Annotated in this window: 15 protein-coding genes; 10 read left to right on the top strand and 5 right to left on the bottom strand. The window is 75.5% G+C overall.

Features of this window, described 5'->3' with window-relative positions:
* Window positions 1–21 precede the first annotated feature (21 nt).
* Window positions 22–1,518, top strand: a complete 1,497-nt coding sequence (locus tag ACFC0B_RS05340) for a bifunctional phosphatase PAP2/diacylglycerol kinase family protein (RefSeq protein ID WP_376082528.1) — start codon at window positions 22–24, stop codon at window positions 1,516–1,518.
* A gap of 154 nt (window positions 1,519–1,672) precedes the next feature.
* On the opposite strand, the gene ACFC0B_RS05335 is transcribed toward ACFC0B_RS05340, so the two are convergent.
* Window positions 1,673–2,557: a hypothetical protein gene (locus ACFC0B_RS05335; protein WP_376082526.1), complete on the bottom strand. Its 885-nt coding sequence runs from the start codon at window positions 2,555–2,557 to the stop codon at window positions 1,673–1,675.
* 268 nt (window positions 2,558–2,825) lie between these two features.
* On the opposite strand from ACFC0B_RS05335, the gene ACFC0B_RS05330 reads away from it, so the two are divergent.
* The gene (locus tag ACFC0B_RS05330) at window positions 2,826–3,032 is read left to right on the top strand and encodes a hypothetical protein (protein ID WP_376082524.1); all 207 of its coding nucleotides are present in this window, start codon (window positions 2,826–2,828) and stop codon (window positions 3,030–3,032) included.
* Window positions 3,033–3,124: 92 nt separating this feature from the next.
* Here ACFC0B_RS05330 and ACFC0B_RS05325 read toward each other — a convergent pair whose 3' ends face one another.
* The gene (locus ACFC0B_RS05325) at window positions 3,125–3,676 is read right to left on the bottom strand and encodes a YciI family protein (protein WP_376082521.1); all 552 of its coding nucleotides are present in this window, start codon (window positions 3,674–3,676) and stop codon (window positions 3,125–3,127) included.
* Between the two features lie 260 nt (window positions 3,677–3,936).
* On the bottom strand, window positions 3,937–4,281 hold the full coding sequence (locus tag ACFC0B_RS05320; protein ID WP_376083584.1) for a winged helix-turn-helix transcriptional regulator: 345 nt from the start codon (window positions 4,279–4,281) through the stop codon (window positions 3,937–3,939).
* 246 nt (window positions 4,282–4,527) lie between these two features.
* On the opposite strand from ACFC0B_RS05320, the gene ACFC0B_RS05315 reads away from it, so the two are divergent.
* Complete coding sequence (locus ACFC0B_RS05315; RefSeq protein ID WP_376082518.1) at window positions 4,528–5,403, top strand: SDR family oxidoreductase; 876 nt, start codon at window positions 4,528–4,530, stop codon at window positions 5,401–5,403.
* 64 nt (window positions 5,404–5,467) lie between these two features.
* Here the strand turns inward: ACFC0B_RS05315 and ACFC0B_RS05310 are convergent, their stop codons facing one another.
* Together ACFC0B_RS05310 and ACFC0B_RS05305 are read right to left on the bottom strand one after the other, a co-directional pair.
* The gene (locus ACFC0B_RS05310) at window positions 5,468–6,601 is read right to left on the bottom strand and encodes a DUF6745 domain-containing protein (protein ID WP_376082516.1); all 1,134 of its coding nucleotides are present in this window, start codon (window positions 6,599–6,601) and stop codon (window positions 5,468–5,470) included.
* A gap of 110 nt (window positions 6,602–6,711) precedes the next feature.
* On the bottom strand, window positions 6,712–7,038 hold the full coding sequence (locus ACFC0B_RS05305) for a hypothetical protein (protein WP_376082513.1): 327 nt from the start codon (window positions 7,036–7,038) through the stop codon (window positions 6,712–6,714).
* 228 nt (window positions 7,039–7,266) lie between these two features.
* Here ACFC0B_RS05305 and ACFC0B_RS05300 point away from each other — a divergent pair, with 228 nt between their 5' ends.
* The 7 genes from ACFC0B_RS05300 to ACFC0B_RS05270 all read left to right on the top strand — a co-directional run bounded on the left by ACFC0B_RS05300 (window position 7,267) and on the right by ACFC0B_RS05270 (window position 15,195).
* On the top strand, window positions 7,267–8,232 hold the full coding sequence (locus ACFC0B_RS05300) for an STM4015 family protein (protein ID WP_376082512.1): 966 nt from the start codon (window positions 7,267–7,269) through the stop codon (window positions 8,230–8,232).
* Window positions 8,233–8,293: 61 nt separating this feature from the next.
* Window positions 8,294–9,268: an STM4015 family protein gene (locus ACFC0B_RS05295; protein ID WP_376082510.1), complete on the top strand. Its 975-nt coding sequence runs from the start codon at window positions 8,294–8,296 to the stop codon at window positions 9,266–9,268.
* 10 nt (window positions 9,269–9,278) lie between these two features.
* Window positions 9,279–10,514, top strand: a complete 1,236-nt coding sequence (locus ACFC0B_RS05290; RefSeq protein ID WP_376082507.1) for an STM4014 family protein — start codon at window positions 9,279–9,281, stop codon at window positions 10,512–10,514.
* Window positions 10,515–10,570: 56 nt separating this feature from the next.
* Window positions 10,571–11,413 carry an STM4013/SEN3800 family hydrolase gene (locus ACFC0B_RS05285; RefSeq protein ID WP_376083582.1) on the top strand — a complete coding sequence of 281 codons (843 nt, stop codon included), beginning with the start codon at window positions 10,571–10,573 and terminating at the stop codon, window positions 11,411–11,413.
* Window positions 11,410–12,798 (top strand): STM4012 family radical SAM protein, encoded by a 1,389-nt coding sequence (locus ACFC0B_RS05280; protein WP_376082505.1) that lies wholly within the window; start codon window positions 11,410–11,412, stop codon window positions 12,796–12,798. Before ACFC0B_RS05285 ends, ACFC0B_RS05280 begins: the two co-directional genes overlap by 4 nt.
* Window positions 12,799–12,809: 11 nt before the next feature.
* Window positions 12,810–13,709, top strand: a complete 900-nt coding sequence (locus tag ACFC0B_RS05275) for an STM4011 family radical SAM protein (protein ID WP_376082502.1) — start codon at window positions 12,810–12,812, stop codon at window positions 13,707–13,709.
* A 247-nt stretch (window positions 13,710–13,956) separates the two neighbouring features.
* Window positions 13,957–15,195: a methyltransferase gene (locus ACFC0B_RS05270; protein WP_376082500.1), complete on the top strand. Its 1,239-nt coding sequence runs from the start codon at window positions 13,957–13,959 to the stop codon at window positions 15,193–15,195.
* The last annotated feature ends 33 nt before the right edge of the window (window positions 15,196–15,228 follow it).

The raw sequence follows: 15,228 nt of genomic DNA, 5'->3' as shown, positions 1-15,228 counted from the left end.
ACCGGGTCTAGGCTCGAACGAATGAGGCGACTGGACGTCATCGACCGGGCTCTGTTCCACCGGGTCGCCGCGGCCCACCGTCCGTTCGGGACGGGGTCGCTGGCCGGTCCCTGGCTGCGCCGGCTGAGCCGGGCCGCGGACCACGGGATGCTCTGGTTCGGCACGGCCGCCGTGCTCGGCACCGCCGGCGGTCGGGCCGGACGGCGGGCGGCGCTGCGCGGGGCGAGTTCGCTGCTGCTCGCCTCCACCGCCGCCAACATCGCGGCCAAGCAGCTGACCCGTCGCCCGCGCCCCCCGCTGGCCCCTGTTCCGGCGGCCCGGCGGCTGCTCCGCCAACCGGTCACCACCTCCTTTCCTTCCGGCCACTCCGCCTCGGCCGCCGCGTTCGCCACGGCGGTCGCGATCGAGTCCCCGGTGGCGGCCGCCCTGGTCGCACCGGTCGCCCTGGCCGTCGGCGCCTCCCGGGTGTACACCGGTGCGCACCATCCGGGCGACGTGCTGGCGGGGTTCGCCCTGGGCTCCGCGCTCGCGGTGCTCACGCTCCGGTGGTGGCCCCGCGCCTCCCATCTGCGGCCGGCCGCCGGGCCGCCGCGCCGTCCGGCCCCGGCGCTCCCCGAGGGGGCGGGCCTGTGGGTGGTGGTCAACTCCGGTTCCGGCAGCGGCTCGTTGTCCGCCGGCGGCCCCGAGGAGACCGTCGCCGCGCTGCGCGCCCTGCTGCCCCGGGCCGACGTCGGGCTCTGCGGGCCCGAGGACGACCTGTCCGCCCTGCTCGCCGAGGCCGCCGACCGGGCCGCGGCGGCGGGCGGGGCGCTCGGGGTCTGCGGCGGCGACGGCAGCGTCAACCTGGCGGCCGGGCTGGCCGTGGAGCGCAACCTGCCGCTCGCGGTCTTCCCCGGCGGCACGCTCAACCACTTCGCGCTGGACCTCGGCATCCACGGCATCGAGGCGACGGCGGCCGCCGTGACCGCCGGCCAGGCGTGCGGGGTGGACCTCGGCCTGGCCGTCGACGACACCGAGCGCCGGCACTTCCTCAACACGTTCAGCCTGGGCGTCTACCCCGAACTGGTCCGGCTGCGCGAGGAGTTCGAGGATCGGCTGGGCAAGTGGCCGGCCCTCGCGGTGGCCACCGCGCGGGTGCTGACCACCGCCGAGCCGGTCAGCGTCCGGGCGGGCGGGCGCGAACGCCGGCTCTGGCTGCTGTTCGCGGGCAACGGCGCCTACGACCCGCCGGGCTTCGCCCCGACCCACCGGACCGGGCTCGCCGACGGCCTGCTGGACGTCCGGGTGGTCGACGGCGGACAGCCGTTGGCCCGGACCCGGCTCGCCGCCGCGTTCCTGTCCGGTACGCTCGCCCGCTCCCGGGTCTACCACGCCGCCCGGCTCCGGGCCCTCGACCTGGACGCCCTGGGCGACGCCGACCGGCTCGCCGTCGACGGCGAGTCCCTGCCCGCCGCCGGCGCGCTCCGGCTGGCCAAGGCCCCCCGGGCGCTGACCGTCTACCGGCCCGCGGCGGTCTGAGCGCCCCCGGGCGCGCCGCGTTCGCCGACCTGCACCGGGTGCTGATTCACCGCGGTGGAGTGGCGACCGCCCGCCGCGACCGGCTTCTTCCAGCCGGTCCTGCTCGCCCGTGCCGCCGGCCCCGGCCGCGCCGGCTGACGGCCCCCTTCGACGGTCACGCCCGGGACCCGGCGGCGCCCGGAGGCTCCCCGAGGGGGCCGCGGAATCCCACCCGGTGCCGGCGCCGCAGCAGCACGATCTCGATCACCGCGGTCACGGTGACCCCGACCGGGCCCGCCAGCAGGGCGACCAGCGCCGGGCCGTGGGTGGACGCCCCCTTCGTATCGACGAACAGGACGTGCCCGAGGGCGGTCAACCAGACCAGCGGCACCGCGACCAGGGGCCTCACCAGCGGATGGGCCCGCACGGCGAAGGAGTTGCGGTGCACGAGGTAGAGCACGCACAGGTTGAACGGCGCCAGCCAGAGCAGGAGCAGCCCGGCCAGGGGCAGGAAGGCCGACCGCATCATGACGACGAACACGACGGCGGTGAACACCCCCACCAGCAACGGCCGCGCTATCAGTCGCCCCACCCGCCGCCGGGTGCCCGGATAGGCCAGCAGGACCAACGGCACGCAGCCCAGCACCAACGCGATCGGACCGGTGAGCAGCATGACGACGCTGTCCACGCCGAGCAGTTCGGTGAGCAGGTCGCCGGACGTCCAGGTACCGGTCACCGCGCGGACGAGGTACAGGACGATGCCGAGGCCGAGGAGGGCCCGCAGCGTCAACAGGCGTTCGACGAGCGGGTCTAGCGCCTCCGCGGCGATCCTGGTCGCGATCGGCTGGGCGACGGGGCCGAGGAATTCGGCGCCCACGACGGCGGTGACCCCGGAGGCGGTCAGCCGCATCATCCGGTACGGGCCGTAGACCCGTCCGGCCAGCCGCCAGGGCAGCAGCACGTCCAGGACCACCTCGTGCCGCTCCCGTGGCGGCGGCGGTGGTGTGCGGTAGGGCGGCCGGTCGTAGGCCGCCGCCAGTTCGGCGGGCGATCGTGACACCGTCCCAGCCCTCCCGTCCCCCGGTCCGGTCGGAGCCCGACCGTAGGAGCACTGTGACAGCGCGCCCCTGGGCACGCAATCCGGTTTTCCGACTTCGCAAACAAGCCTGATGATCATTTATTCGCCAGGCCGAAATGCCCGAGGTGTTTAACGATGAAGCCAGCCAGCCCGACACGCACATCAATCCGTTCGGGTGATATTCCTATCCCTGACGCCGCACCGGTATCTAGGGTTCGAAGCACCGTTGGTTCACGAAGGGATATGCACCATGTACCGCACCGTCCGTACGCTCGCCGTCCTCATTGCCGCCGTCGGCGCCGTTTCCCTGCCCACCCAGGCCTTCGCCGACGAGGTGACGGTCAACACCACGACCATCACCGTCATCGGCACCGGCAACCAGCTCGCCGGGGGCGAGATCACCAACGTCGGCGGCGACGCCATCATCGGCTCCTTCGACGGCATCGACGTCCACTGACCCCACCGCCCCACCGAACCCGCACCGCCCGCGCCCGTCCCAGGCGCGGGCGGTGCCGCGTGCCCGGGCTCCCCCGGCCGCGTCGGTCCCCGTCAGGCCCGGCCGCCGAACTGCCAGCGGTGGACCTCGACCGCGGCGTAGTGGTGCTCGGTCAGGACGGCACGGGCGGTGTCCGGGTCGGGAGCGCGCAGGAGGGCGGCGGTGCCCAGCCAGGCGCTGCCGTCGTCGGAGAGGAGCGGACCGTAGGCGATCAGCTCGTCGCGTCCGGGCGGCGGCGGGGTGAGGTCGGCGGCCGCACCGGCGCCGAGACCGAGCACCAGGTAGCGGTTGCCGCCGGTGCGGCCGCCGGGGAACTCCGCCATGGTGCGCCCCAGGAGGTTGCGCCACCGCCGCAGCAGGACGTCCCGGTAGACGCCCGCCTGGTAGCACGGCTCGTCGAAGGCGAAGGCGCGGGCGGCGGCGGGGTCCGGCAGGTCGAGGATGTGGACGCTGCCGGTGGGGGTGCCGTCGCTCTCGGACAGGGTCGGGCCGCGGGCGATCATCTCCGCGGCGAAGCCGTCCATGTAGGACCGGTGCTCCTCCAGCAGCTCCGCGCGCAGTGCCGGCGAGTGGGGCCGGTCCCGGTGGTAGGTGAAGAACTCCATGCCGGCAGGGTGCCGCCCCCGGGTCACCGCGTCGACCCGGTTTCCCGACGGCCCCGGCGGCCCTGCCCGCGCCGTCCTCGCCCTCCGTGGTCGTCTCCGGAGCCCTTCGGGCGTTGTTCCGAAGGTCGGCGAAGGGCAGAGCGCCTCCGTGGAGTTCCTTGAACTCGTCGATCAGGTCCTGCTCGGCCTCACCCGCGGTGCCCTCGGTGACCGGCTGCCGGGCGACGAGCAGTGCGTCCGAATCGACCGTGGGGTGAGGGTCAGGGGGCGGTCACGCCGTCGTACGCCCGGCGGGCCCGTTCGACGCGGTCCAGGTTCGTGGCGGACCACTCCGCCAGGCCGGCGAACAGCGGGGCGAGGCTGCGCCCGAGATCGGTGATCTCGTATTCGACCCGCGGCGGCACCTCCGCGTGGTAGGTGCGCCGGACCAGGCCGTCGCGCTCCAGCTGCCGCAGCCGCTGGGTCAGCACCTTGGGCGTGATGACGGCGACCCTGCGCTGCAGTTCGACGTACCGCTGGCGGCCGTACTCGTTGAGCGTCCAGAGGATCGGGGTGGTCCAGCGGCTGAAGACCAGGTCGACGACCGGGCCGATCGGGCACGCCAGCGCCGGGTCCGGCGGCCCCCCGTCCGCCGGTTCGCCCGCCGCTCCACCGGTCGGCCACTGCGTGCCGCTCACCCGTTCCGCCCCCTCGACACCGGGTCACTTTCCTCTAGGTACCTACTGTACGCACCCTGTTAGCGTCGTTCCGCGAGCCCGGGGACAGCCTCCCGGGCAGCGCCAACTCCCCTTCTCCGAGCGGCCGTCCGGCCGTTCTCTCTGATGCTGTTGTCAAGGAACGAGGAAGACATCGTGATCGTGGTGACGGGTGCGACGGGCACCATCGGACGGCCGCTGGTCGGTGCGCTGGCGGCGCTGGGCGAGCGGGTGACGGCGGTGTCCCGCCGTCCCGGGGACGGCATGCTCCCGGAGGGCGTACGACATCACCGGGCCGACCTCGCCGAGGCCGGCAGCCTCGCCCCCGCGCTGGACGGGGCCGACGCGCTGTTCCTCCTCCTCTCCGGTGAACTGCTGCTGGACGGCGCCGGCGCCGCGCCGGACGCGCTGCTCGACGCCGCCGCGGCCGGCGGGGTGCGCCGGGTGGTCCTGCTCTCCTCCCAGGCGACCGGCACCCGGCCGCGGGCCGCCTCGCACGCCGGGCTGCGCGCGTTCGAGGAGGCCGTCCGCCGGTCCGGGCTCGACTGGACGATCCTGCGGCCCAGCGGCTTCCACTCGAACGCCTTCGCCTGGGCCGAGCCCGTACGGGCGCACCGCACGGTGGCCGCGCCGTTCGGCGACGTCGCCCTTCCGACCGTGGACCCGCAGGACCTCGCCGAGGTGGCCGCGGCCGTCCTGCGCGGCGGCGCCGCCGGCTCGCCGGAGGCCTCCGCGCACGCCGGCCGGACGTACGTGCTGACCGGCCCGGCGCCGGTGTCGCCGCGCGAGCAGGCCGCCGCGCTCGGGGACGCGCTCGGCGAACCGGTGGCGTTCACCGAGCTCAGCCGGGAGGCGGCCCGCGGCCACCTGCTGGCGGTCATGCCGGAGGGCGTCGCGGACGGCACCCTCGACATCCTGGGCGAACCGACCGCCGCCGAACGGCGGGTCAGCCCCGATGTCGAACGGCTGCTGGGCTGCCCGGCCACGCCCTTCGCGGCCTGGGCCCGCCGGAACGCCGCCGCCTTCCGCTGACCGGGCCCCGCCGCCCCGGGCCGAGCCGCCGTCCCGGCCGGCTGCCCGGCGGAGCACCACCCGCTCAGGTCTCGCGCTGCGGGTGATACTCCGCCTCGGTTATGCCGAACGTCCAGGCCACCCCGGCGCGGGCGGTGAGCGTGCTGGGCGGCACCCGCAGCCAGTAGGTGCGGAAGGTGCCGTCGGGCTCGGCCGTCGAGTTGACCACCTCGACCATGACCACCGCCTCGTCGTCGGGCAGGTCGATCCGCCAGAGCACACCGGTCTCGTCCTGGTGCACCGGGACGGCGCCGGAGTCGGCCAGGTACCGCTCGTAGCCGTAGTGCTCCAGCAGGACGCGGCGCAGCTCGGCGTTCTCCTCGGTGCGGATCCGCTCGACGGTGACGGTACCCAGCCCGGCGAGGAACTCGGCGGGCACGGGCATGCCCCGCCAGGCGTGCAGGGCGAAGCCGTCGGAGTACGCCAGGGCCGGGCCGTCGGCGCGGTCAAGCCGGCCCGCCTCGTCGCGGTGCAGCGCCACCGGGCGCTCGCTGACCAGCGCCACGTCCGCATACGGCCACCACCAGCCGGCCCCGCGCGCGACGTCCGCCAGCGCGGCGACGGCCTCGCCCGCGGGGCCGCCCGGCGCGTCCGGCGACGGGCCGAGCACCCCGGCCGCCTCCAGGGCGGCGAACCAGGGGGCGTCGTGCTGGCCGCGGACGGCGTCGAGCAGCGCGATCCGGGCGGCGGTCCGGCGCTCGCGGGCGGCCTCGATCACGTCGTCCTCGTCGTTCTCGGTGTCCGGCTCGGGCGCGAGCCGGTCGAGGACGGCGCCGCGGATCCGGTCGGCGAGCACATTGGTCACCGGGCCGAGTTCGCCGCCGGTCAGCGCCCACAGCGGCGCCCAGCCGAGCGCGCCGGTCCGCTCGACGGCCTGTCGGCGCACCGCCTCCCAGGGCAGGGTCCGCACCGCCTCGCGCACCGTCACCGCGCTCGCCGCGCGCAGCTCCAGCGCCGCCTCGGCGGCCGCCAGCGGCGAGCCGAACCACCGCACGGCGGCGGGCTCGGCCAGGCCCGCGGCCCGGTAGGCGGCCCGTACCGCCCGCTCGACCTCGGCCCGGTCGGCCGGGCCGGTGGCGGCGGCGGCCGCCCGCCAGCGGGCCGTCACCTCGGCGGGCCCGCCCGCCACGGGGGCCGGTGCCGTCTGTCCAGTCACCATCACACTCTCCGTTCCCGCCCGGGCACCCCGCCCGACCGTGCCGCGGGCGCCGCGCGCCCGCCCTCGTCCTGTCCCTGGCGTCCGCGCGCCCACGCGCGCGCCACCGTCCGTCAGTCGGCGACCACGCGCACCGCGCCCGGCGCGTACTCGCGCTGGCGGACCACCCGGTACCAGCCCTTGGGCAGCGGGATCGCCGCGTGCTCCTCGTGCACCACCCGGCCGCCCTCGGGCAGGTGCAGCCACGCCGTGCCGAACGGCCCCGACTCGCGCCGCAGCTCCCCCGGGCCGACCACCGCGTGCGCGTGCCCGGTGACCTCGCCCAGCGCCAGCACCAGCCGGCCCCGGGCGTCCCGGGGCTGCGCGGCCAGCGACTCCACCCGGGCCGGCACCTCCGCCTCCACCACCGGCACCATCAGCACATCTCCCTGGCGGAACATCAGCTCTCCCTCACCGACTCGACGACGCATCGGAATCCCACGCCCCGGACCATAGGGCAGGGGTCTGACAACGGCGCCCGGTGCCCCGGTGAAGGCTGTGCCGAACGGGGCCGGCGGGGCACGCGGGAGGCGTGTGCAACGCGCCCGGGCGACGCCCCGGGCACCGGATTGTCGGTCCGGGCTGGTAGACACTTGTTCGGCCCGCACCGACCCCCCGAGGAGCAGCGCATGACGGTCAACAACCACATCGAGGAGTTCCACGGCCTGCCCGTCTTCGACTTCGTCACGGCCGTCGACGAGGGCGCCGAGCTGCCCGAGCCCGCCGCCGCGGCCTGGAAGATCGCCGTCGAGTTCGAGGCGGACCAGGACTGGACCGCGCGCTGGCAGCAGTTCCTGGACCGCGTGGACACCTCCCGGGTGACCGCCGTGGTGATCGGCGAGTGGTCGCAGGACGGCCCGGAGAGCTTCGCCGGGCCGCTGGCCGCGATCCTCGGCGCCGCCGAACGGCTGCCCGCCCTGCGCGGCCTGTTCATCGGCGACATCACGTTCGAGGAGAACGAGATCTCCTGGATCGAGATGGTCGACGTGACGCCGGTGCTGACGACCTTCCCACTGCTCACCGAACTGGTGGTGCGCGGCAGCTGCGAGGAATCGGTCGAGGGCGAGGGCGAAAGCGAGGGCATGGGGCTCCAGCCGGTGAAGCACGAGCACCTGCGGGCGCTGCGGTTCGAGTCGGGCGGCCTGCCCCGCGAGGTGCCGCAGGCGGTCGCCGCGAGCGAGCTGCCCGCTCTGGAGCGGCTGGAGTTCTGGCTCGGGGTGGCCAACTACGGCGGAACCACCGAGCTGGCCGACCTGGAGCCGTTCCTGGACGGCGCGCGCTTCCCCGCGCTGCGCCACCTCGGCCTGCAGAACAGCGAGATCGAGGACGAGATCGCCGCCGCCGTCGCGCACGCCCCGGTGGTGCCCCGGCTGGAGTCGCTGAACCTGTCGATGGGCGTCTTCACCGACCAGGGCGCGACGGCACTGCTGGAGGGCCAGCCGCTCACCCACCTCAAGGCCCTCGACCTGCACCACCACTACCTCACCGACGCCATGCAGCAGCGGCTGCGCGAGGCCCTGCCGGGAGTGGCGATCGACCTCTCCGGCGCCGGCGAGCCCGACGACCGGTGGCGTTACGTCGCCGTCGCCGAGTAGCCCGCGCCCGCGTCCACCCGTCCGTCCGTCACCCGTACCCACGCAAGCACCAGCGCCAGCCATGCCGTCCAGGGGGGCACCCGTGTACATCACCACCGCCGGCCACTACTTCCACCTGCCGGTCGTCAACCTCTCGCTCAACGAGCCCGGTCGGCACGACCGGCACTCGCTGACCGACGAGCTGCCGGCGGCGGACGCCGCCGCCTGGCGGCTGTCCGTCGGCTACGGTTCGAAGCACGGCTTCGACGAGCTCTGGTCGGCCTTCCTCGCCGCGGTCGACCCCGCCGCCGTCCGCGCCCTGCTCATCGGCCCCTGGTGGATGCGGGACTACGTGCCGGTGCGCGAGACGCTGGACCGGATCGTCGCCGACGCCGGCCGGTTCCCCGCCCTGGAGGCGCTGTACATCGCCGACGTGACGTCCGAGGACTGCGAGATCTCCTGGCTGGAGATGTCGGACGTCACCCCGGTGCTGAAGGCGTTCCCGCAGCTCACCGAGCTGGTGGTGCGCGGCGGCAACGGGCTCGTGCTCAACCCGGTCCGGCACGACCGGCTGACCGACCTGCGGTTCGAGAGCGGCGGGCTGCCGGACGACGTGGTGCGGGCGGTCGCGGCGAGCGAACTGCCCGCGCTGGAGCGCCTGGAGCTGTGGTTCGGCGTCGACGAGTACGGCGGCGACGCGACGATCGACGACATCGCGCCGATCCTGGCCGGCACCCGGCTGCCGTCGCTGCGCCACCTCGGCCTGGAGAACAGCGAGTTCCAGGACGAGATCGCCGCCGCCGTCGCGCACGCCCCGGTGGTGCCGCAGCTGGAGTCGCTGAGCCTGGCGATGGGCGTGCTGAGCGACGACGGCGCGGCCGCGCTGCTCGACGGCCAGCCGCTCACCCACCTCAAGGCCCTCGACCTGCACCACCACTACCTCACCGACGCCATGCAGGAGCGGGTGCGCCAGGCCCTGCCGGGCGTCGAGGTCGACCTCTCCGAGGCCGAGGAGGACGACGAGGACGAGTGGCGCTACGTCGCGGTGGCCGAGTAGGCGGGCGGCGATGCTGACGACGACCCCCCAGAGCTCCGGCCGGGCCCGGGCTGCGCGCCCGGCCCGGCCGGAGCACCGGCTCGCGCCGGACGGGCGGCTGACCGTGCTCGGCAACCCCGGCCACCGCCGGGTGACGCTGTTCGCGGCCGCCGCCCGGGCCGCCGGGCTGCCCGAGCCCGCCGTGCTGCCCTGGCTCGACCTGCTGCGCGGCGCGTACCGGCTGCCCGAGGGCACCGTGCTGCGGATCGAGTCGCCCGGCGAGGAGGAGGCCGTGGACGCGCTGCTGCGCGGACCGGCGCTCGGCGCGCAGTACGCGCCGACCCGGGTCGAGGGCGGCGCCGCCTGGTACGCCGGGATGACGGCCGCGCTGCGCGCGCTGGCCGCCGCCCCCGGGGTGCGGTTGCTCGGGGACCCGGAGGAGATCGCCGTGATGTTCGACAAGCGGCGGGCGCACGCGCTGCTGTCGCGCGCCGGCGTGCCGGTGCCGCGCGCCCTCGACGGGGCGGCCGTCACGGGCTGGGAGGACCTCCGCGCCCGACTGGACGCCGCCGGGCTGCGCCGGGTCTTCGTCAAACCGTCCCACGGCTCCTCCGCGTCGGGTGTGGTGGCGCTGGAGTTCGGCCCGCGCGGCCAGCTGCGGGCCACCACCTCGGTGGAGCTCGCCGACGGACGGCTGCACAACTCGCTGCGGGTCCGCCGCTACCAGGAGGAGCGGCTGGTCGCGGAGCTGGTCGACCGGCTCGCCCCGGACGGCCTGCACGTCGAGCAGTGGGTGCCGAAGGCCTCCCAGGCAGGCCGCTCGGCCGATCTGCGGGTCGTCGTGGTCGCCGGGCGGGCCACCCACGCGGTGGTCCGCACCAGCGCCCAGCCGATGACCAACCTCCATCTCGGCGGCGCCCGGGGCAGCCTGGAGCTCGCCCGGGAGGCCGCCGGACCGGCCTGGCCGGACGTGCTGGAGACCGCGGAGCGGGCGGCCGCCTGCTTCCCGCACTCCCCGATGGTCGGCGTCGACGTGCTGCCGACCGCGGCGTGGCGGCGGACGGTGGTCGGCGAGGTCAACGCCTTCGGCGACCTGCTGCCGGGCCTCACCGGCCTGCCCGGCGGCCCCGCCGAGGGCCTCGACACCTACGCCGCCCAACTCGCCGCGCTCGGCGCGCCCCCGCTCCCGCCCCCTCCGTCCACGCACCCGCACCCGCACCCGCACCCGCACCCGATGATCCACCCACCTACGGAACAGCACCGATGAACCACCAGCCCAGTACCCGCACCGCCGCCGCGACCCACCCGGCCGAGTCCCCCGACATGAACGCCGTGGTGGGCAGCCACGACCTGCTGCTCGTCACCCTCGACACCCTGCGCTTCGACGTCGCCGAGGAGTTGGCCGCCGCCGGACGGATCCCCCACCTGGCGGCGCACCTGCCCGGCGGGCGCTGGGAGCGGCGGCACTCCCCCGGCAGCTTCACCTACGCCGCCCACCAGGCGATCCTGGCCGGCTTCCTGCCGACCCCGGCCTCGCCCGACGGGCCGCACCCCCGCCTGTTCGCCGCCCGGTTCGCCGGTTCGGAGAGCACCGCGCCGCGCACCTGGGTGTTCGACGCCCCGGACCTGCCGGGCGCGCTCGCCGCCGCCGGCTACCGGACGGTCTGCATCGGCGGCGTCGGCTTCTTCAACAAGCAGGGCCCGCTGGGCTCGGTGCTGCCCGGGCTGTTCCAGGAGAGCCACTGGTCGCCGGAGATGGGCGTGCCCTCGCCGACCTCCTTCGAGGAGCAGGTCGCCCGCGCCGAGCAGGTGACCGCCGAACAGCCCGCCGGACAGCCGCTCTTCCTCTTCGTCAACGTCACGGCACTGCACCAGCCGAACTGGTTCCACCTGCCCGGGGCGACGCGCGAGCACGGCGACAGCCGGGCCAGCCACGCCGCCGCCCTGGAGTACGTGGACGCCCACATCGGCCGGCTGTTCGCGGCGATGAGCGCCCGTCGGCCGTGCTTCGCGATCGTCTGCTCGGACCACGGCACGGCCTACGGCGAGGACGGCTACACCGGCCACCGGATCGGCCACGAGGTGGTCTGGACGGTGCCGTACGCCCACTTCACGCTCCCCGCGAGCACCCCGCCCTCCGCCACGCCCGCCGAGGAGACCGCATGACCACCGCCCCCGCCCGGCCGGCCCGGGACACACCTGCCGCCCCCGGTCCCGCACCGGCGGCCGAGCCACCGTACGTGCCCCCGTACCAGTCGTACGTCTACGCCTACCCCCACAAGACCGCCTACCGCGAGCTGCCCGACCGCCCGCCGCTGCGCGAGCTGTGGCAGGGCGAGGCGCAGCACGCGCTCTCCCTCTACCTGCACATCCCGTTCTGCGAGGTGCGCTGCGGCTTCTGCAACCTGTTCACCCGGATCGGCGGTCCGGACGGCCTGACCACCGCCTACCTGGACGCCCTCGACCGGCAGGCGGGCGCCGTGCGCGCGGCGCTGGACGACGGCGCCCGGTTCGCGCTCGCCGCGTTCGGCGGCGGCACCCCCACGTACCTGAGCGCCGCCGAACTGGAGCGGCTCTGCGACATCGCCGAGCACCGGATGGGCGCCGACCTGCGGGCGGTCCCGCTGTCGGTCGAGGCCTCCCCCGCCACCGCCACGGCCGACCGCCTCGCGGTGCTCGCCGAGCGGGGCACCACCCGCCTCAGCCTGGGCGTGCAGTCCTTCGTGGACGCGGAGGCCCGCTCGGCGGTCCGCCCGCAGAAGCGCGCCGACGTCGAGGCCGCGCTGGGCCGGATCCGCGACGCCGGGTTCCCGGTCCTCAACATCGACCTCATCTACGGCATCGACGGCCAGACCCAGGCCAGTTGGCTCCGCTCGCTGGACGCCGCGCTGGCCTGGCGGCCCGAGGAGCTGTACCTCTACCCGCTCTACGTGCGCCCGCTGACCGGCCTCGCCCGGCGCGGGGAGGCGGAGAGCCCGGTCCAGTGGGACGCCCGCCGGCTCGCGCTCTACCGGGCCGGCCGTGACCACCTGCTCGCCAGCGGCTACGAGCAGGTGTCGATGCGGATGTTCCGCCGGGCGGCCGCCCCGCAGGCCGGGGTGAGCGAGTACGCCTGCCAGACCGACGGCATGGTCGGCCTCGGCTGCGGCGCCCGCTCCTACACGTCCCGGCTGCACTACTCCTTCGACTACGCGGTGGACGCCACCGAGGTGCGCCGCATCATCGACGACTACGTGGCCACCGAGACCTTCGACCGCGCGGTGGTCGGCCGGGCGATGGCACCGGCCGAGGCGCGGCGGCGGCACCTCGTGCAGACGCTGCTCCAGGCCGAGGGGCTGGCGCTCGACGAGTACCGGGCCCGCTTCGGCAGCACGCCGGCCGAGGACTTCCCGGCCGAGCTGGCGGCGTTCGCGGCCCGCGGCTGGCTCGCGGACGGCACGGACGCCGCCCTTCGGCTGTCCCCGGAAGGCCTGGCGCACTCGGACGCCGTCGGCCCGATGCTGTTCTCACCCGAGGTGCGCACGCTGATGGCCGAATACGAGGCGAAATGACCTTTCTCGGCATGCCCGCGACCGGCCCGGCCTCCGCCGACGCCCCGAACGAACAGCCCCTCGACCTCGGCATCCTCTACCGGGGTCCGCTGGCCTCCTGCGACTACGACTGCCCGTACTGCCCGTTCGCCAAGCGGCGCGACACGCCGGAGCAACTGCGCGCCGACCGCGCCGCGTTGGAGCGGTTCACCGGCTGGGTGGCCGACCGGGCCGGAACCGGTGACACCGTCTCGGTGCTGTTCACCCCCTGGGGCGAAGGGCTGGTGCGGTCCTGGTACCGCCGGGCCATGGTCGGGCTGAGCCGGCTGCCGCACGTCCGGCGGGTCGCCATCCAGACCAACCTGAGCTGCCGCACCGGCTGGCTGGCCGAGGCGGACCTCGACACCCTCGCGCTCTGGGTCACCTACCACCCCGGCCAGGTCGACCACGACCGCTTCCTCGCCAAGTGCCGCGAACTCGACGCCCTGGGCGCGCGGTACAGCATCGGGGTGGTGGGCCGGCCGGAGCACCTGGCGGCCGCCCGTCGACTGCGCGCCGAGCTGTCCCCGGACGTCTACCTCTGGATCAACGCCGCCGAGGGGTACACCTACACCGACGCCGAAGCGGCCGACTGGACCGCCCTCGACCCGCACTTCGGCTTCAGCCGGAACGCCCACCCCAGCGCCGGCCGCCCCTGCCGGACCGGCGAGTCGGTGGTGTCGGTCGACGGCGACGGCACCGTCCGCCGCTGCCACTTCGTCCGCGAGGAACTCGGCAACCTCTACGACGGCTCCTACCGCGCCCGCCTCGCCCCGCGCACCTGCCCGCTCCCGGTCTGCGACTGCCACATCGGCTACGTCCACCTGGAGACCCTGCCGCTGTACGACGTCTTCGCGGGCGGCGTCCTGGAGCGCGTCCCGCACAGCTGGTGACGCCCCACCGCGCGGTAAAACCGGTTGCGGGGCGGCCACACCGCGTGACACGGTGATCACGAAGGTGATCCGCGATCCCAGGGAAAGGGCTGCTCATGGCAGGCTGCGCCGAACCGGGCCTGGTGCTCGGCGACTTGTCGGTCCGCACGTCGACCGGGGAGCCACGTCTCGTCTGACCCATCGTTGTTCCCCTCCTCGTCGGCGTGTTCTTCGTGCCCATCCGCACGTTCGACCACGAGGAGTTCCGGTGTCCGCGACCGTCCACACCGACACCAGCACGACCGTCACCACCGTCACCACGTTCACCCCTGCCACTGCCCTCACCGCCCGCTGGCACAGTGAGAACGGCACACCGCCGCCCGGCCGCGTCGTCCTCGCCGACGACCGGTTGCGGGCCGACGCCGCCCACCACGTGGCCTCCGAGGGCACCGCTCTGCTCTGGCAGGGCGACTACCACGGTGCCCGCCAGCTGCTCTCCGCCCTCGCCCGCCGGGCTGAACGCGAGGCGCGCGGACAGCGAACCGCAGGCCCGGCGACCCCGGGCCAGGCCTTCCGGGAGCAGCGTCGCGACCGGGCCCGGACCGCGGGCCTGCTCGGCCGCCTCGTGGTGCAGCTGGAAGCCGACCACGCCCTCCTGCTGCGCCGTGCCCCCGACGTCCGGCAGGCCTGCCGGGAGGCGTACGGCCCGCCCGACGGGCCCCGGGTGGTCGCATTGCGGGAACTGCTCGGCGCCCTCGGCGCGCGGCAGTGGCGCGAACGGGGCGTGCGGGTGCCCGCGCTCGGCGCACGCGTCCACCCGCACTACGGCGTGTTCGCCCCGGTCCGCGGCGAGTACGTCGACCTGGTGGCCCGGGCGCCGCTGCCCGCCGCCGCGCTCGGCTCCGGCACGTCGCCCGGCCCGAAAGGCGCGGGGGTCAGCGGCACGGCGTTCGACCTCGGCACCGGCACCGGAGTACTGGCCGCCGTACTGGCCCGCCGCGGGGTCGGACAGGTGCTGGTCACCGACCTCAACCCGCGCGCCCTGGTCTGCGCCCGCGACAACGCGCGCCGCCTGGGCCTGACCGACCGCATCCGACCGGCCGGCGGCGGCCTCTACCCGCCGGGCGGCAGGCGGGCCGGCCTGGTGGTCTGCAATCCGCCGTGGCTGCCGGCCGAACCCACCTCCGCCCTCGAACAGGGCGTGTACGACTCCGGCGGCCGGATGCTGCACGGCTTCCTCGACGGACTGGCGGAGCGGCTCGCGCCCGGCGGCGAGGGCTGGCTGGTCCTCTCCGACCTCGCCGAGCACCTGGGCCTGCGCTCGCGCGCCGATCTGCACACCGCCTTCGCCGCCGCCGGCCTGCGCGTCGTCGGCCGCCTCGACGCCCGCCCCCGGCACCCCCGCGCGACCGGGGCGTCCCGGCGCACCGGTGTCCGGGGCGGTGATCCGCTCGGCGCCGCCCGCGCCGCCGAGGTGACGTCGCTCTGGCGGCTCGCGCCGACGTGACGCCCCGCCGCCCGCCGGACACATCGGGCGATA

The sequence above is a fragment of the Kitasatospora sp. NPDC056184 genome (assembly GCF_042268405.1).
In the GTDB taxonomy this organism is placed as follows: Bacteria; Actinomycetota; Actinomycetes; order Streptomycetales; family Streptomycetaceae; genus Kitasatospora.
The sequence above is the reverse complement of the archived record's forward strand: the minus strand, read 5'-3'. Positions and strand labels throughout refer to the sequence as shown.